25 protein-coding genes and 3 pseudogenes are annotated in these 24516 nt (G+C 71.3%); 10 read left to right on the plus strand and 18 right to left on the minus strand.

The annotated features are described in order from the left end of the window. Nucleotides 1-237: 237 nt before the first annotated feature. A complete protein-coding gene (locus tag BX283_RS08200) occupies nucleotides 238-414 on the plus strand; it encodes a hypothetical protein (RefSeq protein WP_101386984.1) in 177 nt (58 codons plus the stop codon). 13 nt (nucleotides 415-427) lie between these two features. Here BX283_RS08200 and BX283_RS08205 read toward each other — a convergent pair whose 3' ends face one another. Both BX283_RS08205 and BX283_RS40545 read right to left on the minus strand, forming a co-directional pair. After that, on the minus strand, nucleotides 428-928 hold the full coding sequence (locus BX283_RS08205; protein WP_257582241.1) for a DUF3761 domain-containing protein: 501 nt from the start codon (nucleotides 926-928) through the stop codon (nucleotides 428-430). A 188-nt stretch (nucleotides 929-1116) separates the two neighbouring features. Beyond that, the gene (locus tag BX283_RS40545; RefSeq protein ID WP_180357104.1) at nucleotides 1117-1299 is read right to left on the minus strand and encodes a hypothetical protein; all 183 of its coding nucleotides are present in this window, start codon (nucleotides 1297-1299) and stop codon (nucleotides 1117-1119) included. 55 nt (nucleotides 1300-1354) lie between these two features. Between BX283_RS40545 and BX283_RS08215 the strand changes: the two are divergent. Continuing rightward, nucleotides 1355-1674: pseudogene (locus BX283_RS08215) on the plus strand (adenylyl cyclase); the annotation flags it as partial. A 70-nt stretch (nucleotides 1675-1744) separates the two neighbouring features. On the opposite strand, the gene BX283_RS08220 reads toward BX283_RS08215, so the two are convergent. From BX283_RS08220 to BX283_RS08235, 4 genes are all read right to left on the minus strand, one after another. After that, complete coding sequence (locus tag BX283_RS08220) at nucleotides 1745-2668, minus strand: carbohydrate ABC transporter permease (RefSeq protein WP_101386986.1); 924 nt, start codon at nucleotides 2666-2668, stop codon at nucleotides 1745-1747. Further along, complete coding sequence (locus BX283_RS08225; protein WP_101392221.1) at nucleotides 2665-3579, minus strand: carbohydrate ABC transporter permease; 915 nt, start codon at nucleotides 3577-3579, stop codon at nucleotides 2665-2667. Before BX283_RS08225 ends, BX283_RS08220 begins: the two co-directional genes overlap by 4 nt. A gap of 209 nt (nucleotides 3580-3788) precedes the next feature. Beyond that, entirely contained in the window at nucleotides 3789-5081 is a 1293-nt protein-coding gene (locus BX283_RS08230) for an ABC transporter substrate-binding protein (RefSeq protein WP_101386987.1), read from the minus strand. Between the two features lie 284 nt (nucleotides 5082-5365). Continuing rightward, nucleotides 5366-6328, minus strand: coding sequence for an ROK family protein (locus BX283_RS08235; RefSeq protein ID WP_101386988.1), 963 nt, complete (start codon nucleotides 6326-6328; stop codon nucleotides 5366-5368). A gap of 183 nt (nucleotides 6329-6511) precedes the next feature. Between BX283_RS08235 and BX283_RS08240 the strand changes: the two genes are divergently transcribed. Continuing rightward, nucleotides 6512-7549 carry a LacI family DNA-binding transcriptional regulator gene (locus BX283_RS08240; RefSeq protein WP_101386989.1) on the plus strand — a complete coding sequence of 346 codons (1038 nt, stop codon included), beginning with the start codon at nucleotides 6512-6514 and terminating at the stop codon, nucleotides 7547-7549. A gap of 7 nt (nucleotides 7550-7556) precedes the next feature. Here BX283_RS08240 and BX283_RS08245 read toward each other — a convergent pair whose 3' ends face one another. The 6 genes from BX283_RS08245 to BX283_RS08270 all read right to left on the minus strand — a co-directional run bounded on the left by BX283_RS08245 (nucleotide 7557) and on the right by BX283_RS08270 (nucleotide 13870). Beyond that, nucleotides 7557-9272, minus strand: a complete 1716-nt coding sequence (locus BX283_RS08245) for a serine/threonine-protein kinase (protein ID WP_101386990.1) — start codon at nucleotides 9270-9272, stop codon at nucleotides 7557-7559. A 68-nt stretch (nucleotides 9273-9340) separates the two neighbouring features. Continuing rightward, a complete protein-coding gene (locus BX283_RS08250; protein WP_101386991.1) occupies nucleotides 9341-10639 on the minus strand; it encodes an aldolase/citrate lyase family protein in 1299 nt (432 codons plus the stop codon). Between the two features lie 175 nt (nucleotides 10640-10814). After that, nucleotides 10815-11777: an electron transfer flavoprotein subunit alpha/FixB family protein gene (locus BX283_RS08255; RefSeq protein ID WP_101386992.1), complete on the minus strand. Its 963-nt coding sequence runs from the start codon at nucleotides 11775-11777 to the stop codon at nucleotides 10815-10817. A gap of 69 nt (nucleotides 11778-11846) precedes the next feature. Continuing rightward, nucleotides 11847-12632, minus strand: coding sequence for an electron transfer flavoprotein subunit beta/FixA family protein (locus tag BX283_RS08260; RefSeq protein WP_067154787.1), 786 nt, complete (start codon nucleotides 12630-12632; stop codon nucleotides 11847-11849). Nucleotides 12633-12832: 200 nt separating this feature from the next. Then, nucleotides 12833-13342 carry a flavin reductase family protein gene (locus BX283_RS08265; protein ID WP_101386993.1) on the minus strand — a complete coding sequence of 170 codons (510 nt, stop codon included), beginning with the start codon at nucleotides 13340-13342 and terminating at the stop codon, nucleotides 12833-12835. Nucleotides 13343-13549: 207 nt separating this feature from the next. Further along, nucleotides 13550-13870 (minus strand): thioredoxin family protein, encoded by a 321-nt coding sequence (locus BX283_RS08270; RefSeq protein ID WP_101386994.1) that lies wholly within the window; start codon nucleotides 13868-13870, stop codon nucleotides 13550-13552. Between the two features lie 231 nt (nucleotides 13871-14101). Between BX283_RS08270 and BX283_RS08275 the strand changes: the two genes are divergently transcribed. Beyond that, complete coding sequence (locus BX283_RS08275) at nucleotides 14102-14833, plus strand: 1-acyl-sn-glycerol-3-phosphate acyltransferase (protein ID WP_101386995.1); 732 nt, start codon at nucleotides 14102-14104, stop codon at nucleotides 14831-14833. A 24-nt stretch (nucleotides 14834-14857) separates the two neighbouring features. On the opposite strand, the gene BX283_RS08280 is transcribed toward BX283_RS08275, so the two are convergent. From BX283_RS08280 to BX283_RS08300, 5 genes and pseudogenes are all read right to left on the minus strand, one after another. Further along, on the minus strand, nucleotides 14858-15556 hold the full coding sequence (locus BX283_RS08280) for a B3/4 domain-containing protein (protein WP_101386996.1): 699 nt from the start codon (nucleotides 15554-15556) through the stop codon (nucleotides 14858-14860). A 13-nt stretch (nucleotides 15557-15569) separates the two neighbouring features. Further along, a pseudogene (locus BX283_RS41455) lies at nucleotides 15570-15692 on the minus strand (transglutaminase); the annotation flags it as partial. An 86-nt stretch (nucleotides 15693-15778) separates the two neighbouring features. Next, nucleotides 15779-16840: a low specificity L-threonine aldolase gene (locus BX283_RS08290; protein WP_180357427.1), complete on the minus strand. Its 1062-nt coding sequence runs from the start codon at nucleotides 16838-16840 to the stop codon at nucleotides 15779-15781. Next, nucleotides 16837-17598, minus strand: a complete 762-nt coding sequence (locus BX283_RS08295) for an SDR family NAD(P)-dependent oxidoreductase (RefSeq protein WP_101386998.1) — start codon at nucleotides 17596-17598, stop codon at nucleotides 16837-16839. The genes BX283_RS08290 and BX283_RS08295 overlap by 4 nt, the downstream gene beginning before the upstream one ends. Nucleotides 17599-17621: 23 nt before the next feature. Next, on the minus strand, nucleotides 17622-19019 hold the full coding sequence (locus BX283_RS08300) for a DUF6421 family protein (RefSeq protein ID WP_101386999.1): 1398 nt from the start codon (nucleotides 19017-19019) through the stop codon (nucleotides 17622-17624). Nucleotides 19020-19392: 373 nt separating this feature from the next. Between BX283_RS08300 and BX283_RS08305 the strand changes: the two genes are divergently transcribed. Beyond that, on the plus strand, nucleotides 19393-20076 hold the full coding sequence (locus BX283_RS08305; RefSeq protein WP_101387000.1) for a glycerophosphodiester phosphodiesterase family protein: 684 nt from the start codon (nucleotides 19393-19395) through the stop codon (nucleotides 20074-20076). Between the two features lie 31 nt (nucleotides 20077-20107). Here BX283_RS08305 and BX283_RS08310 read toward each other — a convergent pair whose 3' ends face one another. Continuing rightward, nucleotides 20108-20650, minus strand: a complete 543-nt coding sequence (locus tag BX283_RS08310) for a GNAT family N-acetyltransferase (RefSeq protein WP_101387001.1) — start codon at nucleotides 20648-20650, stop codon at nucleotides 20108-20110. A gap of 76 nt (nucleotides 20651-20726) precedes the next feature. Between BX283_RS08310 and BX283_RS08315 the strand changes: the two genes are divergently transcribed. The 5 genes and pseudogenes from BX283_RS08315 to BX283_RS08335 all read left to right on the plus strand — a co-directional run. After that, on the plus strand, nucleotides 20727-21113 hold the full coding sequence (locus BX283_RS08315) for a VOC family protein (RefSeq protein ID WP_101387002.1): 387 nt from the start codon (nucleotides 20727-20729) through the stop codon (nucleotides 21111-21113). A gap of 158 nt (nucleotides 21114-21271) precedes the next feature. Next, complete coding sequence (locus BX283_RS08320) at nucleotides 21272-21841, plus strand: DUF5134 domain-containing protein (protein ID WP_101387003.1); 570 nt, start codon at nucleotides 21272-21274, stop codon at nucleotides 21839-21841. A gap of 149 nt (nucleotides 21842-21990) precedes the next feature. After that, on the plus strand, nucleotides 21991-22926 hold the full coding sequence (locus tag BX283_RS08325; RefSeq protein WP_101387004.1) for a M56 family metallopeptidase: 936 nt from the start codon (nucleotides 21991-21993) through the stop codon (nucleotides 22924-22926). Between the two features lie 48 nt (nucleotides 22927-22974). Next, nucleotides 22975-23667, plus strand: a complete 693-nt coding sequence (locus tag BX283_RS08330; RefSeq protein ID WP_101387005.1) for a phosphatase PAP2 family protein — start codon at nucleotides 22975-22977, stop codon at nucleotides 23665-23667. A gap of 33 nt (nucleotides 23668-23700) precedes the next feature. After that, a pseudogene (locus BX283_RS08335) lies at nucleotides 23701-24390 on the plus strand (HAD family hydrolase); the annotation flags it as partial. Nucleotides 24391-24516 lie beyond the last annotated feature (126 nt).

A 24516-nucleotide genomic window follows, 5' to 3' on the forward strand; every position in this document is an offset into this window, starting at 1 on the left:
TTCCCCCTCTTCCATAGCCCCCAGTGGATTGCCCGCAACAGAGTGCCACGGAAACCCCGGGACAGAACCGGACGCCCTGATCTTGCGCACAACTGTGGCACCCCTGTTGCACGTTGCCCGAGCCTTTCCGGCCGCGCGACGCGTCCTATCCCCTGAGCACCGGCCACGGGGGGCCGTAACGCATCTGATGGGAACATCGTTGTGCGAGTGCCGGAAGAGACTGAGGGGGTGCGACGGATGCGTCGTACTGTGCTGGAGCGCTTTCCCGCGGGCGACCCGCGCGGCAGCTGGCCCGCCGAGGAGTTCGCCCGCGACCGCCGCGACGAGGGCGTACCGGCGGAGGTCGTAATGGACCTGGAGTCGGACGCGTTCCTGGTGGTGGTACGCCAGTACGCCCCGGGGGCGGTCCACTGACCGCCCCCTCCCCCTACCGGTAGAAGACCGCGACGCCTCCGTGGTGGGAGCAGGCGCCGCGGTGGTGGGCGGCGAAGGAGTAGGTGCCGTCGTTGCAGAGGGCGGTGGCTCCGCCGTGGTCGCCACCGGAGTCGTCCGAACCGCCGGAGCCGTCCGAGCCGCCGGACCCACCGGAGGTGCTGGACCCGCCCGACGCCCCGGAGCCACCCGTATCGCCCAAGCCGCCGGACGCGCTCCCTCCGCCCGAGCCGTCATCGCCCGGCGTCACGTCGAGCGACAGCAGCGGGGCCGGATCGGTGGGAGTGGGAGTGGGAGTGGGGGTAGGCGTTGGAGTCGGGGTGGGGGTCGGGCTCTCGGTGATAGGGCTGGGCGACGGGGATTGCGACGACTGGCTGGGTACGACCGTCTGCCCCGCCTTGCCGTCCCCGGAGCCATCACCTCCGCAGCCGGTCAGAGCGAGCGCGGCGGCCGCGACGAATCCGGCGGCAAGGGTGGAGATACGTACGTGTTTCATGTGGCCCCCTGGCGATGAGAGGGCCATCCCACCGCTACGGAGAGTCGCGGGTGACAGTAGTTGCCCATTCGTTACCGCATGGATTCAGCCAGTTGACCGACACTTGTTCGCTTTGTGTGCGGACCTGCGGGCCGGCGCCAGGTGCGCGGATGCGAACCAGTCGGTGATGGCGCTCGCTGCTAGGTCGATCACGAGGAGACCACCTCGTCCCCGGCCACTGCGGCGCAGCCACTCCTGATGCGGTCGCCGCCGAAGTTGGCGACGAACATGCGGGTCATGACGTCGGCACTCAGCTCCTTGCCCTGGCCGCCTTCCCCGAGGCCGTGCGCGTCTACGCCTCGCAGGCCTCCGCCCGCGAGGAGATCCAGCAAGAGGCCCGCGCCGCACGAGAGCTCGATGTTCTCGCCGTCCGTGGTCTGGGACTGACCGGAGCACGAGACCCGCGTGGCCGATGCCTCGGCCGTGCACGCGATGCTGCGCGGACTCGGATACGAACCTGTCATCGCCTTCGAGAAGCGGTGCCGCAACTACGCCTTCGAGGCGCACGGCCGCAAGATGCTCGCCACGCTGGTCCGAGTCCCCGAGCTCGACGGCACGTTCATCGAGCTGGAGCGCTCGTCGACGAGGCCGGCATGGCGGCGGCGCTCGACGACGTGCGGGCGGCACTCGGGGAACTCGGGATCGCCGCCGAGGATCTGACACGAGAGCTGTACACCGACGCGGTACGCGCCCGCCGAGCGGCCTGACCTCGGGCAAGGGCAAGGGCCCCGCCCGGGCCGAAGACCAGACAAGTCGCAGCCGTCCAGGCCCGCCCCCCTACCCCTTGCTCGACCCCAAAGTGAGCCCCGCGATGAAGTGCCTCTGCAGCAACAGGAACACCAGCACCGTCGGCAGCGCCACGATCACCGAGCCCGCCGCCAGCAGGTTGTAGTCCGTGAAGAACTGGCCACGCAGGTTGTTCAGCGCCGAGGTGACCGGGAGTTTGTCGCCGTCGGACATGAAGACCAGGGCCCACAGGAAGTCGTTGTACATCCAGGTGAACTGGAGCGTGGCCAGGGCCGCGAGGGCCGGGCGGCACAGGGGCAGGGTGATGCGCCAGTACTGGGTCCACACGCCCGCGCCGTCGACGATCGCCGCCTCCAGGATCTCCTGCGGCAGGGTGCGCATGAAGTTGGCCAGGACGAAGACGCAGAAGCCGATCTGGAAGCCGATGTGGACGAGGATGACGGCCCAGTACGAGTCGAACATCGTCATCGAGTCGGACATCCAGTACGGCAGCGGGATGCGGTTGAACAGCACGTACAGCGGGGTGACGATGACCTGCTGGGGCAGCAGGTTCCCGGCCGTGAACAGCATCAGCAGCACGATGCCGCCGCGCAGCTTGAGGCGGGAGACCGCGAAGGCCACGAACGAGGCGAGGAACAGCGTCACCAGTACGCCCGGCACCGCGATGATCAGCGTGTTGACGAAGTACTTCGTCATGCCGGAGTCGCTGAAGGCCTGTTTGTAGTAGTCGAAGGAGAGGTGCTTGGGGAGGGAGAAGTAGCCGTACTTCGAGGTCTCGTCGTAGGGACGGAGGGAGGCGTAGACCGCGAGGAGCAGCGGGGCCAGGAACGCCAGTGAGACGGTCATCAGGAAGACGTGCACGCCCAGGCGGCCGGAGCGCACCCGGCGGCGCCGGGCCCGGGGCGGCGCGGGCCGGGCGGTGACGGGGGCGACGGGTGCGGTGTCCACGGTCATCGGCTCTTCTCCCCTCGGATCTCCTGGACCAGGTACGTCACGACGAACCCGAGGGAGACGGTCAGCAGCACGACGGCGATGGCGGAGCCGAAGCCGATGCGGCTGGCCTCGCCGATGATGTTGTCGGTGACGAGCACGGAGAGCACTTCGAGCCCGTTGCGGCCGTGGTTGACCGCGTACACGATGTCGAAGGCCCGCAGCGACTCGATGACGGTGATCACGCCGACGATCACGTTGACCGGGCGCAGGGTCGGCAGCACGACCCGGAAGAACGTCTGGGCCTCGCCCGCGCCGTCGATCGCCGCCGCTTCCTTGAGCGTGGGGTCCACGGCCTTCAGCCCGGCCAGGTAGAGGATCATCACGTAGCCCGTGTGCCGCCAGGCCGCCGCCAGCAGGATCATCCAGATGTTGAGGTCCGGGTCGCCCAGCCAGTCGGTCGGGTTCTGCTTGTCGCCGAGGAGCGCGTTCAGGGCGCCCTGGTCGCGGGAGAAGACCAGTTGGGCCATGAAGCCGACGACGGCGAGCGACAGCACGACCGGCATGTAGAGCGTCGACTGGTAGAAGCGGCTGAAGCGGACGCCCCGGTCGATCAGTACGGCGAGCAGCAGCCCGAACGGGACGGCGACGAGGCCGAGGAAGGCCAGCCACATGAGGTTGTGGCGGACCGCCGGCCAGAACGGCGGGTAGTTGGTGAAGATGTTGGTGTAGTTCTCCGTACCGACCCATTTGACGTCGCCGATCCCGTCCCAGCTGGTGAAGGAGAGGACGACGGAAGCGAGGGTCGGGCCCCACACGATGGCGAGGTCGAGCAGAACGGGTATGCCCAGCAGCACGCCGAGAACGACGAGGTCGCGGGCGGTGAACCGCCGCGGTCCTCGTCGTCCGGCGCGCCGTGCGGAGATGAGCGCCACGGCTGAGTACTCCAAGTCGGTGCGGGGGTTGGCCAATCAACATCCGTCAGTTGCCAGTTGTCGACTGCCAGGTGTCGGCCGTCAGTTGTCGACTGTCAGTTGTCAGCGGCTATCTGTCAGCCGACCGACGACAGCCGACACTTGAAATCTGTCATCTGGCGGCTGACGGCTGACAATCAGCAACTGACATCCGTCACCTGTCAGTCCACTCAGTCCGCGACAAAGATCGTCTTCCTCTGCCGCTCAATGTCGTTGACCAGCCCATCCACGTCATTCGGGTTGCCGATGAACTTCTGGAGTGCCGGGATCATCACGGTCGAGGAGAAGTCCGGCCGGGTGTCGCGGTCCATGAACTGTGAGATCTGCTTGGCGCCGGAGATCAGCTCCACGGACTTCTTCTGGAGCGCGCTGTACTTGGAGGTGTCCGCCCCGCTGTTGACCGCGATGTTGTTGGGGTCACTGGCGAGGTAGATGTCCTCGGCCTTCGGCGTCGCGAGCCACTTCAGGAGGTCCTTGGCGCTCTCCATGTTCTTCGCGTGCTTCAGGTTCTTGGAGTTCTTGGCGAGCAGGAACCCGTCGATGGGCGCCTCGACCGCGTCCAGACCGTGTTCCGGGTTGATGACCGGGAACGGGAAGAAGTCGATGTCGTCCTGCTCGGACACCGGGAACTGCTGCCCCGCGTGCGGCAGTCCGAAGACCGCCATGCCCGTCTCCTTCTTCTGAAGGCTCTGCGCGGCCTCCTGCCAGGTACGGCCGTTGGCGCCCTTCTGGCAGTACGGAAGGATCCTGCGCCAGGTGTCGAAGACCTCCTTGACCCGCTTGTCCGTCCAGGCCTCCTTGCCGGCCATCAGGTCGCGGTGGAAGTCGTAACCGTTGGTGCGCATGTTGATGTAGTCGAACGTGCCCATGACGGGCCAGCCGTCCTTGTCGCAGAACGCGATCGGTACGAGCTTGTCCTTCTGCATCTGCCTGGCGAGCGCGATGTACTCGTCGAGCGTCTTGGGCGCCTGGTACCCGTGCTGCTGGAAGACGCTTTTGCGGTGGAAGACCGCCCATGGGTAGTAGTAGTACGGCGTGAGGTACTGCTTGCCGTCCTCGCCCGTCGACTGCGCCTTCAGCGCCGGTGAGAAGCCCTGGAAGTTCTGCCACAGGTCGCTGATGTCGTGCAGCAGCCCCTTCTTGGCGAAGAACTGCATGCGGTTCCCGGCGAACCACATGAAGACGTCGTCGGGCTTGCCCTGGAGATAGCGGTTGATGTTCTCCTGGAAGGTGTTGTGGTCGACGGTGTTGACCTTGACCGTGCGGCCTTCCTCGGACTGCTGCCCGTACGCCTTGAAGGCGTCCGCGAACGCCTTCTTCGGCACCGCGTCCGACGAGTTGGAGCCCAGCCGGATCGTTTTCGCGTCGCCCCCGGGCCCGCTGTCGCAGGCGGAGAGCAGTGAGGGGAGGGTGACCGCCCCGGCGCCGAACGCGGCGCTCCGCAGGAGACCGCGTCGGGACATCCGATGTCCCGCCACGCTCCCGGGCACAGCAGGACCTTTGAACGATGACTGCGCCATGTCCCCCTCCTTCGGGGTGCAACCCAACACAACCGAACGCGTGGCTTGGATCACACCCCCAAGTGAGGGGGACGTCAAGGGTTTTGACGCGACTCCGGGTAACCGTTACCAGTTCTATTCCAACAGACTCCAACAAGCTCTACCGCAAACGCGCGTCGGCGAAGCAGAGCGATATGGGGCGTCGAATCAGGTCATCCGGCATGGATACGGAGGAAGGTGACGAGGAGTCACCTTCCCGCCCGCACCGCCCGGCGGGCAGTCGTCGGAGCGCTGGCCGCGGCGGCCGCGGCGCCGACCAGACCCGCGTCCGTACCCATCAGGGCGGGGGCGACCTTGAGGCCCTGGACGAAGGAGAGCGTGGCGTAGTCCTGGAGGGCGCGGCGCAGCGGCGCGAACAGGATGTCGCCCGCTCCGGCGACTCCCCCGCCGATCACCGCGATCTCGATCTCCGTCAGGGTCGCGGTCGCCGCGATGCCCGCCGCGAGCGCCTGCGCGGCCCGCTCGAACGAGGCCAGCGCGACCGGGTGCCCGGCGCGGGCGGCGGCGGCCACCGCGGCGGCCGAGGTGTCGCCGTCGGGCCCCGGCGTCCAGCCGCCCTCCAGCGCGCGGCGGGCGATGTTCGGGCCGCTGGCGATCCGCTCCACACAGCCGCGCGCCCCGCACGGACAGGGATCGCCGTCGAGGTCCACGCTGATGTGGCCGATGTGACCGGCGTTGCCGGTGGGGCCTGGGTGGAGGCGGCCGCCGAGGACCAGACCGCCGCCGACGCCGGTGGAGACGACCATGCACAGCGCGTTGTCGTAGCCGCGGGCCGCGCCCAGCCAGTGCTCGGCGGCGGTCATCGCCACCCCGTCGCCTACGAGCTCGACGGGGAGCCCGCCGGTCGCCTCCCGTACCCGCGTCACCAGCGGAAACCCCCGCCAGCCGGGGATGTTGACCGGGCTGACCGTCCCGTTGGACGCGTCGACCGGGCCCGCGCTGCCGATCCCGAGCGCCGTGACCCGCCCCCACAGCGCGGATCCGGCCAGCTCCGCGAGGACCTCGTCGACGGCTCGCGCCACCGTCTCGCCGTCCTCCTGCGCGGGGGTCGCCCGCTGGGTCCGTACGAGCAGGCGGCCGTCTGCGTCCACCAGCGCCCCGGCGATCTTGGTGCCGCCGATGTCGAGCGCGGCGACGAGGTCGGTCTGCATCGGTGTCGGATCTCCTGGTGGGCGAGGGTGCCAAGCGGGTCGGAGGAACAGTCTCCATTCACCTGACAACGTTGTCCAGGGCCTATGCTCGACGCCACACCACGATCCACTCGGATCCGCCCCGGACACCCCGCGCACAGCGCCCGGGCCCGCTGAGCCCCCGACGACGACAGGACACCGCACGTGGCCGAGACCGCCCGCCACCATGAGCCCCGCTATGGCATCCGGCCCACCATGAAGGATGTCGCCGCCCGCGCCGGTGTCGGGCTGAAGACGGTCTCCCGGGTGGTCAACGGCGAGGCCGGGGTCACCCCGGACACCGAGCGCCGGGTGACGGAGGCCATCGACGCGCTGGGCTTCCGCCGCAACGACAGCGCGCGCGTGCTGCGCAAGGGCCGCACCGCCTCCATCGGACTGGTCCTGGAGGATCTGGCCGACCCGTTCTACGGGCCGCTCAGCCGCGCGATCGAGGAGGTCGCCAGGGCGCACGGGGCGCTGCTGATCAACGGCTCCAGCGCCGAGGACCCCGACCGCGAGCAGGAGCTGGTGCTCGCGTTCTGCGCACGGCGGGTCGACGGGCTGATCGTGATTCCGGCGGGCGGCGACCACCGCTATCTGGAGCCCGAGATAAAGGCCGGGGTCGCGACCGTGTTCGTGGACCGTCCGGCCGGGCGGATCGACGCCGACGCGGTGCTCTCCGACAGCTTCGGCGGCGCCCGCGAGGGCGTCGCGCACCTGGTGGCGCACGGCCACCGCAGGATCGGCTTCATCGGCGACCAGCCGCGCATCCACACCGCCACCGAGCGTCTGCGCGGCTACCGGGCGGCGATGGAGGAGGCGGGGCTGCCGGTGGCGGACGCCTGGGTCGCGCTCGGCTCCACCGAGCCGGAGCGGGTCCGCGCGGCCGCCGAGTCGATGCTCAGCGGCCCCGAGCCCGTCACCGCGATCTTCGCGGGCAACAACCGGGTGACCGTGACGGCGGTACGGGTCCTGGCGGGCCGGGAGCAGCCAGTCGCCCTGGTCGGCTTCGACGACATCGAGCTGGCCGATCTGCTCGGCATCACCGTCATCTCGCAGGACTCCGCGACGCTGGGCCGCACGGCGGCGGAACGGCTCTTCCGCCGCCTCGACGGCGTCGACGAGGCCCCCGCGCGCGTGGTGCTGCCCACCACCCTGATCGCGCGGGGCTCCGGCGAGATCCCGCCGCCCGCCGGCGGCTAGTCCCGGTTCAGCAGACCGGCAGCCCCGGCACCGGCGCGTTGTTGGCGCCGCCCTTGAGGTAGACCACGCTCACGTAGACGTTGGTGTTGCCGCTGTCGTCGTCGGTGCGCGCCCAGTACGTGTTGGTCCACTTCCCGTACGTCTCGCGGCGGCCCAGGTCGACCTGGCAGTAGAAGTAGTTGGTGCCCGCGTTGAGCACGCCCATCTCGCCGCCGTCGTACCGGTAGCTCTTCGCGGTGCGCCACACCTGGCAGTTGGACTTGCCCCCGCCGATGGACTGGCAGGACGGGGCGGGCGTGGAGCCCGTGCCGCCGCCCGCCGCGCCCCCGGCGCCGCCCGGGGTGGCGGTGGCGTGGCCGCCCGTGGGCGCCTTGCCCGGGGTCGTGCCGCCCTTCTCGCCGGACCCCGTGCCTCCCGTACCGCCCTTGCCGTCCTTGGCGGGGCGGCTCGCGCCGGGCGAGGCGGAGGCGCGGCCGTCCTTGCCGGTCGGCCCGGGGCTCGCGGCGCTCGCCCCGCCGCCGTTCCACGCGCCGCCCGTGCCGTCCTGGGCGCCGGACGCCGAGGGGCTCGCGCCGGACGCCGAGCCGACGGCCTGCTGCCGGGTGCCGTCGTCGTCCCCGGTGCCGACCAGGGCGTAGGTGACACCGGCGCCCGCGAGGACGACGGCCGCGACGCCCGCCGCGACCAGGGCGCGCCCGCGTCCCCGGGGCGGCTGCACGGTCGTCGTCGGCTGCTGGGTGACGACCGGGCCGAAGCCCTGGGGCCGGTGCGGCAGCACGTCCCGTACGGTCGCCTCGCGCGGCGGCGCGACGGGCCGCGGCGCGGGCACCTGCGGGAGGCCCGGGTCCCGGCCCTCGGCCACCGCCGCCAGCATCCGGGCCGCCGTGTCCGCGTCGGGGCGGCGGGCCGGGTCCTTGTGCATCAGCTCGCGCAGCACGGGCCCGAGCCGCCCCGCCCGTACCGGCTCGGGCAGCGGTTCCGCCACGATCGCGGAGAGCGTCGACCAGGTGGAGGTGCGGCGGAACGGCGAGGAGCCCTCCACCGCCGCGTACAGCGTGGCGCCCAGCGCCCAGACGTCGGAGGCGGGGCCGGGGTCCTGGCCCTGGGCGCGCTCGGGCGCCAGGTAGTCGAGGGAGCCGACCAGTTCGCCACTGCGGGTCAGATGGGTGGCCGAGCCGTCGCCCGGGTCGTCCATGGCGGCGATGCCGAAGTCGGTGAGCACGACCCGGCCGATCGGGGTCTCCCCTGCTCTAGCGGAGCCGAGAGCTTGGGGACTCTCCAGCAGGATGTTGCCGGGCTTCACGTCCCGGTGCAGGACACCCGCGCGGTGGGCGGCGGCGAGCGCCTCCAGGACCCGGGCCCCTATGGCGGCCGCCTCGCGCGCGTCCAGCGCGCCGCGCTCGGCGAGGACGCCGTCGAGCGAAGGCCCCTCGACGAGCTCCATCACGATCACCGGGCGGCCCTCGTGCTCGGTGACGTCGTGCACGGCGACGACCCCGGGGTGGCGCACGCGCGCGGCGGCGCGGGCCTCGCGCTGCATGCGCAGCCGCAGATCGCCCAGTTCGGGCGCGGACATGTCCGAATACGTACGCAGTTCCTTGACCGCGACCTCGCGGCCCAGCACCTCGTCGACGGCGCGCCAGACGACGCCCATGCCGCCCCGGCCCAGCTGCTCGATCAGCCGGTAGCGGCCCGCAAGCCGGTCGTTCTCCCCCGAAGACACCGCTGCCCCGTTCCCTGTGGTGAGTGTGGTCGCGTCCAGGGTAAGGGGCGGCGGTGACAGCCCTCGGGCTACGGGGCGGTGACGGTGAGGGCCGCGCGGCGCGGGGAGGCGAAGCCGTCGAGGTCGGCGCGGGTGAGGCCGGTGAGGCGGGCGACCTCCTCGTTGTCGAGGGCGCCGCAGTCCAGGCCGCGCAGCAGGAACCCGCTGAGCGCCTTGGCGGTGGCGGGCTCGTCCATGACGTCGCCGCCGGCCTTGGCCACATAGGCGGCGAGGCGGGCCGCGGCCTGCTCCAGGCCCTCGCGGTAGAAGGCGTAGACGGCCGCGTACCGGGTCGGCAGGTGGCCCGGGTGCATGTCCCAGCCCTGGTAGTAGGCGCGGGCCAGGGCCCGGCGGGTCAGCCCGTAGTGGAGCCGCCAGGCCTCGTGGACATGGGCGGTGGAGCCGATCGGCAGGACGTTGGTGGAGCCGTCGGAGACCCGTACGCCGGTGCCCGCGGCGGCGACCTGCATCACGGCCTTGGCGTGGTCGGCGGCGGGGTGGTCGCTGGCCTGGTAGGCGGCGGAGACGCCCACGCACGCGCTGTAGTCGAAGGTGCCGTAGTGCAGGCCGGTCGCGCGGCCCTCGGCGGCGTCGATCATCCGGGCCACGGCGGCGGTGCCGTCGGCGGCCAGGATCGACTGGCTGGTCTCGATCTGGATCTCGAAGCCGAGCCGCCCGGCGGGCAGCGAGTGGGCCTTCTCGAAGGCCTCCAGGAGCCGTACGAAGGCGGAGACCTGTTCGGGGTAGGTGACCTTGGGCAGCGTCAGGACGAGGCCGTCGGGCAGGCCGCCGTGCTCCATCAGGCCGGTGAGGAAGACATCGGTGGTGCGGATGCCGCGGTCGCGTACCGCCGCCTCCATGCACTTCATACGGATGCCCATGTACGGGGCGGCCGTGCCGTTCGCGTACGCCTCGGCGATCAGCCGCGCGGCGCGGGCGGCGGCCGCGTCCTCCTCCGCGTCCGGGCGCGGGCCGTAGCCGTCCTCGAAGTCGACGCGCAGGTCCTCCACCGGCTCGCGCTCCAGCTTGGCGCGCACCCGCTCGTACACGGGCGCGGCCAGTTCACCGGCGATGCCGAGGACCTTGGCGAAGGAGGCGGCGTCCGGGGCGTGCTCGTCGAGGGCGGCCAGCGCCTGGTCGCCCCAGCCGCGCAGGGTGCCGGCGTCGAAGAGGTCACCGGGTACGTAGACGGTGTGCACGGGCTGGCGGGTGCCGGGGTCTCCCGGGTAGCGGCGGGCGAGCTCCTCGTCCACGGCCACCAGCGAGGCGCTGATCTCCTCGCTGACCGCGCCCGCGAGGCTCGTCGCCACCTTCTCCTGCTGACCCATCCTGCACCCTCCGCACGTTCAGTTTTCCACTGACTGTTTTCCACTGGCCGGAATCATCGATCCGCATAGCAGAATTTAGTTATGGGCTTCCTTCGCGTCAATGGTTGCCCGAAACGGCCGGGGGCCGCGCGGTGAAGATCACCACGCGGCCCCCGGGGCAGTACGAACGAGCAGGTCAGCCCTTGCGCGCCTGGACCTCTTCGGTCAGCTGCGGAACGACGTCGAACAGGTCGCCCACCACGCCGTAGTCGACCAGGTCGAAGATCGGGGCCTCGGCGTCCTTGTTGATCGCCACGATCGTCTTCGAGGTCTGCATACCGGCGCGGTGCTGGATCGCGCCGGAGATGCCGGACGCGATGTACAGCTGCGGCGAGACCGACTTGCCGGTCTGGCCGACCTGGTTGGAGTGCGGGTACCAGCCGGCGTCGACGGCGGCGCGGGAGGCGCCGACGGCGGCACCGAGCGAGTCGGCGAGCGCCTCGATGATCGCGAAGTTCTCGGCGCCGTTGACGCCGCGGCCGCCGGAGACCACGATCGCGGCCTCGGTCAGCTCGGGGCGGCCGGTCGACTCGCGCGGGGTGCGGGAGACGACCTTGGTGCCGGTGGCCTGCGCGGAGAAGGTGACGGCCAGGGCCTCGACGGCGCCCGCGGCCGGGGCGGCCTCCACGGCGGCCGAGTTCGGCTTGACCGTGATGACCGGGGTGCCCTTGGAGACGCGGGACTTGGTGGTGTAGGAGGCGGCGAACGCCGACTGGGTGGCCACCGGGCCGTTGTCGCCGGCCTCCAGGTCGACGGCGTCGGTGATGATGCCGGAGCCGATGCGGACCGCGAGGCGGGCCGCGATCTCCTTGCCCTCGGCGGAGGACGGGACGAGCACGGCGGCCGGGGAGACGGCCTCGTACGCGGCCTGGAGCGCGTCCACCTTCGGCACGACGAGGTAGTCGGCGAACTCCGGGGCGTCGGCGGTCAGCACACGGGTGGCGCCGTGCTCGGCGAGCGCGGGCGCGGTGGCCTCGGCACCGGCGCCGACGGCGACCGCCACCGGCTCGCCGATGCGGCGGGCCAGCGTCAGCAGCTCCAGGGTCGGCTTGCGGACGGCGCCGTCGACGTGGTCGACGTAGACGAGAACTTCAGCCATGGGACTCAATCTCCTGCGAAGTACGAAGAATCTGGGGGCGGTTGGGCGCTACGAGTCTGTCGACGAGCCCTAGATGAACTTCTGGCTCGCGAGGAACTCGGCCAGCTGCTTGCCGCCCTCGCCCTCGTCCTTGACGATCGTGCCGGCGGTACGGGCCGGACGCTCGGCGGCCGAGTCGACCGCGGTCCAGGCGCCTTCGAGGCCGACCTCGTCGGCGTCCAGGTCCAGGTCGCCCAGGTCCAGCGACTCCACCGGCTTCTTCTTGGCGGCCATGATGCCCTTGAAGGACGGGTAGCGGGCCTCGCCCGACTGGTCCGTCACGGACACGACGGCCGGCAGGGACGCCTCCAGCTGCTCCGACGCGGTGTCGCCGTCGCGGCGGCCCTTGACCACGCCACCGTCGACCGAGACCTCGGAGAGGAGCGTCACCTGCGGAACGTTCAGACGCTCGGCGAGCAGCGCCGGCAGCACGCCCATGGTGCCGTCGGTCGAGGCCATGCCGCAGACGACCAGGTCGTAACCGGTCTTCTCGATGGCCTTGGCGAGCACCAGCGAGGTGCCGACGACGTCGGTGCCGTGCAGGTCGTCGTCCTCGACGTGGACGGCCTTGTCGGCGCCCATGGAGAGCGCCTTGCGCAGCGCGTCCTTGGCGTCCTCGGGGCCGACGGTCAGCACGGTGATCTCCGCGTCGTCCGCCTCGTCGGCGATCTGCAGTGCCTGCTCGACCGCGTACTCGTCGAGTTCCGAAAGGAGGCCGTCGACGTCGTCGCGGTCGACGGTCAGGTCATCGGCGAAGTGCCGGTCGCCGGTGGCGTCGGGCACGTACTTCACACAGACAACGATCCTCAAGCTCACGCCGGCTCTCCTACTGCATCGTCATTTCTGGGCTGCCTTGTTGCACGCAGCATAGGCGCCTGATGGGGCGGTTTCCGGTCGGGGCGACCGACGCTCCGAAGGAAATATTACTCGTCAGTACACCCACTGTGTTCCCCGTAAGCAAGCGCTTTGAACTGTGACGTTGCCAACGCTGAGTAACCGGCGGGTACGGAGACGATTCAGTCGCGCAGAGCGTTGAAGCGACCCTGGTGGTAGAGGAGCGGACGGCCCGCCCCGGCGGGCTCGCCGAAGACCGCCTGGCCGACCACGATGCGGTGGTCCCCGGCCGGGATGCGCGCGACCACCCGGCACACCAGCCAGGCCAGCACGCCGTCGAGCACCGGCACGCCCTCGGGTCCCGGCTGCCAGCGGGTGGCACCGCCGAAGCGGTCGGCGCCGCTGCGGGCGAAGGTCGCGGCGAGGTCTTCCTGGTGTTCGCCGAGGATGTGGACGCCTATGTGCTCGGCCTCGGAGACGACGGGCCAGCTGGAGGATCCGGTGCCGATGCCGAACGAGAGCAACGGCGGCTCGGCGGCGACGGAGTTGAGGGAGGTGGCGGTGAAGCCGACGGGCCGGCCGTCACGCTGCGCGGTGATCACCGCCACACCGGCGGCGTGCTGGCGGAAGACCGCGCGGAACAGCTGGGGGGAGGCGGGGCGTGCGGTGCCGAGCTCGGGCGAAGCCGTCATGGAGTTGTCCTTCTGCGGTGGGTGCGAGGGGGCTGGGGGCTGCTCAGCAGCCCGGACAGCGCGCACTTGCGTTGCGGGCGAGGTCCACATGGACGCGCCCGAAGAGAAGGATTCTGGTCGGCACATCGTCAGATTGACGATTGCCGGTGGCCCCAGTCAAGTGCCTTCTACGATGTGGGAGATCCATCACGGCCCGCTCCACGCAGCTCACACCGCCTTTCCGAGTGCGGCGATCACATCGGCCCGGCGCGGCTGACCGGCCGCGCGGCGCACGATCCGGCCGGTGCGGTCCAGGACCAGGACCGTCGGCGTGACCCGGATGTCCAGGGCGCGCACCAGCGCCAGGTGCTCCTCGGCGTCGATCTCCACATGGGCGACCCCCGCCACCATCGCGGCAACGTCCGCCAGGGTGCGCCGAGTTGCCCGGCAGGGCTGGCAGAACGCGCTGGAGAACTGCACGAGGGTCGCCCGCTCGCCCAGCTCCGCGCCCAACTGGGCTGCTCCCAGCCTCGGCCCGTCCTCGCGCACCGCGCTTCCTCTCCTCGATCCGGCCGTCCGGCGTGTTCAGCGCCGAAGGCCGCCCGGAAGATTCCCGGCTGCCCCGACCTGGGCGTACGTGATGAGAATCTCCCCGTCCCAAGGCCCCAGGACTGGCCACCACGGCGCGTATCGGGCACGATCTGCCCAACGCCGAAAACCTACGGCTGCGTAACTTCCACCGGGAGAACCCTCCCCGGGAAACAGAAGGGTCTTCTCCAGATGGCAGAACTCGTCTATCGGCCGGTCGTCGGCGCCGCTCTCACGATGTTCAAGGCGCTCGACCTGAAGATCGACACCCAGGGTTCGGAGAACATCCCCCGCTCCGGCGGCGCGGTGCTGGTCAGCAACCACATCAGCTATCTGGACTTCATCTTCACCGGGCTCGCCGCGCTGCCGCAGAAGCGCCTGGTGCGCTTCATGGCGAAGGAGTCGGTCTTCCGGCACAAGATCTCGGGCCCGCTGATGCGCGGCATGAAGCACATCCCGGTCGACCGCAAGCAGGGCGAGGCGGCGTACGCGCACGCCCTGGACTCGCTGCGCTCGGGAGAGATCGTCGGGGTCTTCCCCGAGGCGACCATCTCGCAGTCGTTCACGCTGAAGACCTTCAAGTCGGGCGCGGCCCGGCTCGCTCAGGAGGCCGGGGTCCCGCTGATCCCGATGGCGCTGTGGGGCACCCAGCGGGTATGGACCAAGGGCCGTCCGCGCAACTTCAAGCGCAGCCACATCCCCGTCACCATCCGGGTCGGCGAGCCGGTCGAGGCCCCCGCCGACCAGTACGCGGGAGCGATCACCCGGCGGCTGCGCGAGCGGTGCCAGGAGCTCCTGGAAGCCGCCCAGCGCGCCTATCCCGTACGTCCCAAGGACGCCGCGGACACCTGGTGGATCCCGGCCCACCTCGGCGGCACCGCGCCCACGCCCGAAGAGGTGCGCGAGCGCGAGGCCAGCCGCTGAGCCGGCGCGGGGGCCGCTGAATCGTCACGCCCCGGCGGCGACCGGGGCGTGGACGGTGATCCGCGCCCCGGGGCTCACCTTCTCCAGGAGCTCGGCGAGCTCCGCCGCCGCCTCTTCCAGGGCGCAGTGCGGGGCCATCCCCTCCAGCAGGAAGAGGGCGTTGACGGAGTCGTCGGTGAGCCGGGTCCGCACGCCCTGGCGCCAGTTCCAGCGGCGGCAGGTGACGCCCTCGTCGTCGCACCACACCACCTCGCCCGCGTCCGGGTGCTCGACGGCCGCCTCGCCGCCCGCGACGGTGGGGAACGGCTCGTCGCCGGTGGCCCGCACCAGTCGCATCGACCCGGCGATGCGGTCGGTGTCCTCGCCGCCGACCGGGATCAGATGGGCGACGCTGATCGCGTTGTAGACGTCGACGAGCCGGTTGATGCGCGGCAGGCCGCCGTCGGCGAGCGCGCGCCTGGCGAGCGCCTCGGCCGAGTTGCGGGTGCGCGAGGGCTTGGCGCCGAACGCGGTGTACGCGTCGCGCCAGGCAACCATGTGCGGGTCCTCGTGCGGGGCGAGCGCGCCGAGCCGCTCGCGCAGCCGCCGGGCGGCCTCGTCGAGCAGCGCCGAACTCGCCTCGTCGCTGGGGCCGTTGACGAGTCCGCGGGCCTGGACGGCGACATGGGTGAAGCCGGGCGCGAGCGCGCGCACCTCGTCGGACACGGTGAGCGTGAGCGTCATGGTCGGTCGTGCCTCACAGTTCGGTCGGGAGCGTCCGCCAGAGGTGGGGACGGTCGGGCGCGGCCTTCAGAGCGGCCGGCACCATCGGATGCGGTACATCATAGAGTACTGGATAGTCCACCTCACTGAACTGCGGCCGGCGCGGGCACACGAAAGCGGCCGACCGCGAGTCAATGACTTTACGGTCGGCCGCATACGTATTTAGCCACTGAGACTATTGCCTCAGCGGGACATCTCTTCCTTGAGCGCCGTGAGGAAGCCGTCCACGTCGTCCTCGGTGGTGTCGTACGAGCACATCCAGCGCACGTCGCCGGCCGCCTCGTCCCAGAAGTAGAAGCGGTAGCGCTTCTGCAGCCGCTCGCTCACGTCGTGCGGCAGCCGGGCGAAGACCGCGTTCGCCTGGACCGGGTAGAGGATCTCCACCCCGTCCACCGAGCGGACGCCCTCGGCCAGGCGCTGCGCCATGGCGTTGGCGTGGCGCGCGTTGCGCAGCCACAGGTCCTTGGCGAGCAGCGCCTCCAACTGCACCGAGACGAACCGCATCTTGGAGGCGAGCTGCATCGACATCTTGCGGATGTGCTTCATCCGGCGCACCGCGTCCGGGTTGAGCACCACGACGGCCTCGCCGAACAGCATGCCGTTCTTGGTGCCGCCGTACGAGATCACGTCGACGCCCGCGGCGTTGGTGAACGCACGCATCGGCACGTTCAGCGACGCGGCCGCGTTGGCTATCCGGGCGCCGTCGAGGTGCACCTTCATGCCGTGCTGGTGGGCGTGGTCGCAGATCGCGCGGATCTCGTCCGGCGTGTAGACCGTGCCCAGCTCGGTGTTCTGGGCGAGCGAGACGACCTGCGGCATCGCGCGGTGCTCGTCCTCCCAGCCCCAGGCCTGCCGGTCGATGAGCTCGGGGGTGAGCTTGCCGTCCGGCGTCGGCACGGTGAGCATCTTCAGGCCCGCCATGCGCTCCGGCGCGCCGCCCTCGTCCACGTTGATGTGCGCGGACTCGGCGCAGATCACCGATCCCCAGCGGTCGGTCAGCGCCTGGAGGGCGACGACGTTGGCGCCCGTCCCGTTGAAGACCGGGAACGCCTCGGCGCTCGCGCCGAAGTGGCTGTGGATGACGCGCTGGAGGTGGTCGGTGTAGTCGTCCTCCCCGTACGCGATCTGGTGCCCGCCGTTGGCGAGGGCGATGGCGGCCAGGACCTCGGGGTGCACGCCCGCGTAGTTGTCGCTGGCGAAGCCGCGCACCTCGGGGTCGTGGTGCCGTCGCGCGTCGGTCTTCACGGCTTGGGGGTCAGCCACAGGCGCTGTCCATTCACTTCCACGGCGGGCCGCTCCCAGACTCCGGCGATGGCCTCGGCCAGCTCCTTGACGTCGGTGAAGCCCGCGAACTTCGCATTCGGGCGCTCGGCGCGCATCGCGTCGTGCACCAGTGCCTTGATCACCAGGATGGCAGCAGCGGCGCCCGGCCCCTCCTCGCCCCCCGCCTTGCGGAAGGCGTCGGCGAGCGCGAGGGTCCACGCCTCGGCCGCGGCCTTGCCCGCGTTGTACGCGGCGTTGTTCGCGGTGGGCTTGTGCGCCCCGGACTGGCTCACCAGCACATAACGGCCGCGGTCGCTGCGCAGCAGCCCGTCATGGAAGGCCAGCGAGGTGTGCTGCACGGTCTTGATGAGCAGCTTCTCCAGGAGCTCCCAGTCGGCGAGGTCGGTCTCCGCAAAGGAGGCGCTGCCGCGCCAGCCGCCCACGAGGTGGACCAGACCGTCGATCCGGCCGAACTCCTTCTCGGTCCTGGCCGCCCACTCGCGGGTGGCGTCCAGGTCGAGCAGGTCGACGGTGTCGCCCACGACGGTCGCCCCGCCGTGTGCGTAGCGCGCCGCGTCGACGGCCTCGGCCAGCCGTGCGGCGTCCGCGTCGGACGCCACCACGATGGCACCCGCCTCGGCGAGCGTGAGCAGGGCGGCGCGGCCCGCGGGGCCCGCCGCACCGGCCACCGCGATCACGGCGCCGCTCAGCGGCCCGTTGCCATTCCCATTGCCGTTCATGATCGTCTCCTCCGTACGAGCGCTCACGCGGCAGCTCGATCAGCGTCCGCCGCGGTGATCCCCTTGGTGGAGGCAATCACGTCCTTCAGCTTCTTGGCGAGCGCCTCATAGAACATGCTCAGGGGAAACTCGTCCGCGAGCACGTCGTCGACCAGTTTGCGCGGCGGCAGCGAGAGGTCCAGGGCGTCCGGGCCCTTGGCCCAGCGGGATCCCGGGTGCGGCGCGAGGTAGGTGGAGACCAGGTCGTACGCGGCGAACCAGTGCACCAGCTTCGGGCGGTCGATGCCGTCCCGGTAGAGCTTCTCGATCTCGGCGCAGAGCTCGTTGGTGACCCGGGGGGCCTGCTCCCAGTCGATGTGCAGCTTGTTGTCGGTCCAGCGCACCACGTCGTGCTTGTGGAGGTACGCGAAGAGCAGCTGGCCGCCGAGGCCGTCGTAGTTGCGGTTGCGGTCGCCGGAGACCGGGAAGCGGAACATCCGGTCGAAGAGCACCGCGTACTGCACGTCGCGGCCGTGCCGGTTGCCCTCGGCCTCCAGCTTCACGGCCTCCTTGAAGGCGGTGAGGTCGCAGCGCAGCTCCTCCAGGCCGTACATCCAGAACGGCTGGCGCTGCTTGATCATGAACGGGTCGAAGGGCAGGTCGCCGTGGCTGTGGGTGCGGTCGTGGACCATGTCCCAGAGCACGAAGGCCTCTTCGCAGCGCTTCTGGTCGTGGACCATCGCGGCGATGTCCTCGGGCAGCTCCAGGCCCAGGATGTCGACGGCCGCGTCGGTGACCCGGCGGAAGCGGGCGGCCTCGCGGTCGCAGAAGATGCCGCCCCAGGTGAAGCGCTCGGGCGCCTCGCGCACGGCGATGGTCTCCGGGAAGAGGACGGCCGAGTGGGTGTCGTACCCGGCGGTGAAGTCCTCGAAGGCGATGCCGCAGAAGAGCGGGTTGTCGTAGCGGGTGGCCTCCAGCTCGGCCAGCCAGTCGGGCCACACCATGCGCAGCACGACCGCCTCGAAGTTGCGGTCCAGGTTGCCGTTCTGCGTGTACATGGGGAAGAGGACAAGGCGCTGCAACCCGTCGGCGCGGTCCGCGGCCGGGTGGAAGGCGAGCAGCGAGTCCAGGAAGTCCGGCACGTCGAAGGCGCTGTCGGCCCACTTGCGCAGGTCCGCGACGAGCGCGCGGTGGTACGCGGCATCGTGCGGCACCAGCGGGGAGAGGTCCTCGACCGCGCCCGCCATCCGCTCGACCACGGCCTCCACGGCGGCACGGGCCGGTGCGCCCTCGGCGTCGAAGTCGATGGAGCCGTCCTTGGACTGCCAGGGCCGGATCTCCTCGACGGAACTCTTGAGCACGGTCCAGGCAGGGTGCTCGACCACGGCCGGGTCGGCGATCCCGCCCTCTGCAGCCACGTCCTGCACAAGAATTTCCGTCATGTCACTTCCTCCACAGGAGAACCTCGCGTTAAGACACCGTATCCGTGTTCGGTTCACCCACTCAAGGGGGATCCCGGGAAATTATCCTGTGCGCCGTCACACAGACCGCTGTTTTTTCTGTGACGCTCCCCCGGCGCGCTCGGTTCTGCCACGGCGCGGACGTAGTGCTCCCCCGCGTCAAGGATCCGGGGACTCGCCCACCTCCGGGTGACCCGTCACACGCCCGCACGCCCTGCGGCGTACGGGCGGACGCCTCCACTGCCCCGCGCGAGCCGGGGTCCCACGCGCGCCCCGGCCGTTAGGCTGCGGCACTGCCGCGTGCGCACGGGACTGCGCCGCGCGCAAACCGCCGTCGACGGAAGCGAGGCCTGTCTTGACGTTCCTCACCATCGGTCATCGCGGGGTCATGGGTGTAGAGCCGGAGAACACCCTGCGTTCCTTCGTCCGGGCCGAACGCTCGGGCATGGACGTCATCGAACTGGATCTGCACCTCAGCAAGGACGGCGCGCTCGTCGTGCTGCACGACGCCGAGGTGGACCGCACCACGGACGGGAAGGGCCCGGTGGCCGACAAGACGGTCGCCGAGCTGCGGGAGCTTGACGCCGGTCAGGGCGAGCGCATCCCGCTGTTCGAGGAGGTCCTGGACGCGGTCGCCTCACCGCTCCAGGCCGAGATCAAGGACATCAGGGCCGCCGACGAGCTCGCGCGCGTCATCCACGCGCGCGATGTCGTCGGCCGGGTCACGGTCTCCTCGTTCCACGAGGAGGCGCTCGCGCGGATCTCCTCGCTGGTGCCGGGGGTACGCACGGTCCTCGTCGCGAGCCGCTGGGACAGCGGGATCGTGGACCGGGCCACGGCGGTGGGCGCGCACGCCCTCTCGCTCGACATCCGCCGTCTCACGCTGGAGGACGTCGAACGGGCCCACGCCCTGTCCGTGCAGGTCATCGGGTGGGTGGTGAACACCCAGGACCATCTGCGGCTGGTGCGCGCGCTGGGCCTGGACGGCGCGACGACGGACTACCCCGAGATCCGCCGCACCGGCCGTTTCACCGCGTGAGCCGCCGCACGTTCCGCCGACCCGGTGCCTGCTAGACCAGTTCCTTCACCAGGAGCTCGAAGGCCAGGTCCTCGCGCTGCGGGATGCCGAAGCGCTCGTCGCCGTACGGGAAGGGCGTCAGCTCTCCCGTACGGCGGTAGCCGCGCCGCTCGTACCAGGCGATCAGCTCGTCCCGTACCGAGATCACCGTCATGTGCATCTCGGTCACGCCCCAGTCCTCGCGCGCGGTGCGCTCCGCCTCGGCGATGATCTCCTTGCCGAGGCCGCCGCCCTGGAGGCCGGGGCGGACCGCGAACATCCCGAAGTAGGCCGCGTCGCCGCGGTGTTCGAGCTGGCAGCAGGCGACGATGGCGCCGTCCCGCTCCACCGTGAGCAGCCGGCTGCCGGGCGTGGTGATCACCTTGCGCACCCCGTCCGGGTCGGTGCGCTGCCCTTCGAGGATGTCCGCCTCTGTGGTCCAGCCGGTCCTGCTGGAGTCCCCGCGGTACGCCGACTCGATGAGCGGCACCAGCTCCTCGACATCGGCCTCGGTGGCGTCCCGGTAGCTCAGCTCTCCGGCGCGGGTGGTGTCCATGGCGAACGTTCTCCCAACTGCATCATGACGTGGCGGGCGCACCCCGAGCGTAACCCCGCCTCTAAGCTCCTCCGGCATGGTGCATGTACTGAGCAGCAGGACTCTTCTGCGCCCCACCGACCCCGACCGCTCACGCGCCTTCTACGGCGGGCAGTTGGGGCTCGCGGTCCACCGCGAGTTCGGCACCGGGCCGGAGCGCGGCACGGTCTACTTCCTCGGCGGGGGCTTCCTGGAGGTGTCCGGCCGCGCCGAGGCGCCTCCCGCGCCCGGTCTGCGGCTGTGGCTCCAGGTGGCGGACGCGGCGCAGGCGTACGAGGAGCTGACCGGGCGCGGGGTGGAGATCACGCGGCCTCCGGTGCGCGAGCCGTGGGGGCTCATCGAGATGTGGCTCCAGGACCCGGACGGGGTGCCGATCGTCGTGGTGGAGGTGCCCGCCGACCATCCGCTGCGCTTTCGCGCGTGAGACGGGCCTCCGCCACGAAGACCACGAACAGCCCGGCGGTACGCGAGCTCCCCACGCGCCCCCTTGTGTGCCCTTGCGCCCGCGTGCGCCACCGCCCGCACGGGAATCGACCCCTCGGCAGGGGCGACATGTCGAGATGTCGAGCGGGGAGGTGTGCCATGCACGGAACCGCGCTGTCCGGCTGGCTGCTCGTGGCGGTGTGCGCGGCCACCGGCGCGTACTGCGTCATGCGGCTGCGCAGCGACTGCGCACGGGCGCGCAGTTCGGCCGGGGGCGAGGCGGTGATGGGCTTCGGGATGGCCGCTATGGCCGTCCCGGCCGCAATCGTGGCCATGCCGTCCTGGATCTTCGCCGTGTACGCGGGGGTCTTCGGCGCCGTGGCCCTGCGGGCGGGCTGGCTCGCGCGTGCGCACGGCAGCGGCGGCGGCCACCATCTGCACCATGTGATCGGCTCCCTCGCGATGGTCTACATGGCGCTGGCGATGAGCCCCCCGGGCGGTCACGCCCACGGGGACCACACGGGACCGGCGAGCGGGATCCCGCTGATCACCGGCGCGCTGCTGGTCTACTACGTGGGCTATGTGCTCACGACGGGCGTACGGCTGCTGCCCGTGGCCGGACCGGCGGGCGACGGCGGTGCGCGCGGCTGGGGCGCGCGGCCCGAACTGACGCTGGCGTGCCGGTTGTCGATGGGGATCGCCATGCTGGCGATGCTGCTCGCCCTCTGACGTCCGCGCGGGGTTCGCCCGGGGCCCGTCCGCGATTCTCCGGGCATCCGCTCCGAGACGCCCGCCGAGACCGTGATCAAAACGTGGCGTGCGTCACTTGCTGTGCAAGGTCGTACCTATGGCGACGGCCCCGCTCATAGGCTGAAGCCATGATGGTCTCCCTCGCGCTGCTGGCGCTCGGCGTCGTGTCCGCCGTGGTGGCCCCGCGACTGTTCGCGCGCGCCCACTGGGCCGAGCGCGAGCCGGTGGTGGCGCTGTGGGTCTGGCAGTGCGTGGTGGCGGCGGTGCTGCTGTGCTTCGCCCTGGCGATGGTCTTCAGCGCGGCGGCGGCCTGGCAGACGGTACGGGGGCAGGTGTTCGCGACCGCTCCGCGCGCGGTGGTCGACGCCTACGCGCTGGGCCCGTACGGCCCGTGGTCGGCGGCGCTCGCGGTGCTGCTCTTCTGCGGCGGCGCCTGGACGGCCGCGATGCTCACCCGGGAGGTCCGCGACGCGCGGGCGCGGCGCCGGGCCCGGCGTTCGGAGCTGCTGGTGCGCGCGCCGCTGCTGCCCGGCGAGGAGCCCGGCGGGGCGCCGCTGGTGGTCCTGGAGGCCCAGCGCCCGGACGCCTGGTGGCTGCCGGGCCCCAGCCCCCAACTGGTCATCACCACCGCGGCACTTCGACGCCTGAAGGGCCGTCAGCTCGATGCCGTGCTCGCCCATGAGCAGGGCCACGCGCGCGCCCGTCACCACTGGCTGCTGAACTGCTCGGCCGCGCTGGCCAACGGGTTCCCCAAGATCCCGGTGTTCGCGGCCTTCCGGGACGAGATGCACCGGCTGGTCGAACTGGCCGCGGACGACGTCGCCTCGCGGCGGTACGGACGGCTGACGATCGCGCTCGCGCTGGTCGAACTCAACGAGGACCGGGGCCTGTTCGGCCCCTGCCCGGCCCCGCACGGCGAGGTCCCGCAGCGGGTGAAGCGGCTGCTCGCCGCCTCGCCCCGGCTCCCCGCCGGCCACCGGCTCCGGCTGACGGCGGCGGCCGCCCTGGTCCCGGTGGTGCCCCTGCTCGTGGCCTTCGTCCCGGGCCTGCGCGCCCTGGGCTGAGCCCGCACCCGAGATCGGCCCGTCGGCACCTCAGCGAGGATCGAGCCCATGCCCAGCCCACCCGCGCCGACCCGCGCCCGCGCCGCCACCGGCGGTCCGGCTCGCGCGGGTGCGGCCCTGGCGGCCCTCTGCGGCCTCCTGCTGGCCCTTGTGGCGGCCGAGTGGGGGCCGCTGATGTCCCTCGACCGCACGGTCGCCGACAGGCTCCACAGGACGGCCGTGGCCGAGCCGGGGCTCACCCACGTCAACCGGGTGCTCACCGACTGGGTCTGGGACACCTGGACGATGCGCGCCCTGCTGGCCGTGGTGGCCGTCGCCCTCTTCGTACGCGGCGGACGGCGCCTCGCGCTGTGGGCGGCGGCGACGAGCGCGCTGGGCACCCTCGTCCAGCAGAGCCTGAAGGCGGCGCTCGGGCGGGAGCGGCCCAGCTGGCCGGATCCCGTCGATTCCGCGTCGTACGCGGCCTTCCCGTCGGGCCACGCGCTCACCGTGACGGTGACATTCGGACTCCTGCTGTGGCTGGCCGTCGCCCGCGGCGCGCGCCAGGCGGTACGGCGGGCGGTGGCTGCGGCCGGTGCCGTCTCGGTGCTGGGGGTGGGCTTCACCCGGGTCTATCTCGGCGTCCACTGGCTCTCGGACGTGGTCGGCGGCTGGCTGATCGGCGCGGCCCTGGTGGCGCTGTCGGCGGCGGCGTACGGGAGATGCGGCGCGAACCGGCCGCGAACCGCCGACGGGGCTTGAACCGGCCGGGGCGCGGAGGGAAGGATCGCCGCCATGGCGATCAAGGGTGTGCTGTTCGACTTCTCCGGGACGCTGTTCCGCGTCGAGTCCACGCGGGAGTGGCTCGGCGCCGTCCTCGACGAGCGGGGCATCACGCTCCCGGAGGAACAACTCGCCCGGTACGTGGAGGAGTTGACCGAGGCGGGCGCGCTGCCCGGCGGCGCGGACCCATCGCACGTGCCGCCGCACCTGGCGGAGCTGTGGGCGACCCGCGACCGCAGCGCCGAGCTCCACCGGGCCGCGTACACCGGGCTCGCGAAGCGGGTGACACTGCCGGATCCGCAGTTGTACACCGCGCTCTACGAACGGCACATGACACCTGCCGCCTGGCACCCCTATCCCGACGCGCGCGCGGTCCTGACCGGGCTGCGCGAGCGGGGCGCGCGCGTGGCGGTGGTGAGCAACATCGGCTGGGACCTGCGCCCGGTGCTGCGCGCCCACGGGCTGGACGGCCTGGTGGACGCGTATGTCCTGTCGTACGAGCACGGGGTGCAGAAGCCGGACGCGCGGCTGTTCCGGGCGGCCTGCGAGGCGATCGGGCGGGAGCCGGACGAGGTGCTGATGGTGGGCGACGACCGCCGGGCGGACGGCGGCGCCGCGGCACTCGGCTGCGCCGTCCACTTCGTGGACCATCTGCCGGTCGAGGAGCGGCCGACCGGGCTGCGCCCCGTCCTGGACGTCGTCGACCTGGACGAAGAGCAGGGCAAAGAAGGGCCGCCCTTTCTGGGTGATCCCCCGCGTCACCCAGAAAGGGCAGCAAATCCGCAGGCCAGAACCCCCGGGAGGGGTTCCCGCATACGGTGACCTGAG

The organism is Streptomyces sp. TLI_146 (assembly GCF_002846415.1).
In the GTDB taxonomy this organism is placed as follows: Bacteria; Actinomycetota; Actinomycetes; order Streptomycetales; family Streptomycetaceae; genus Streptomyces.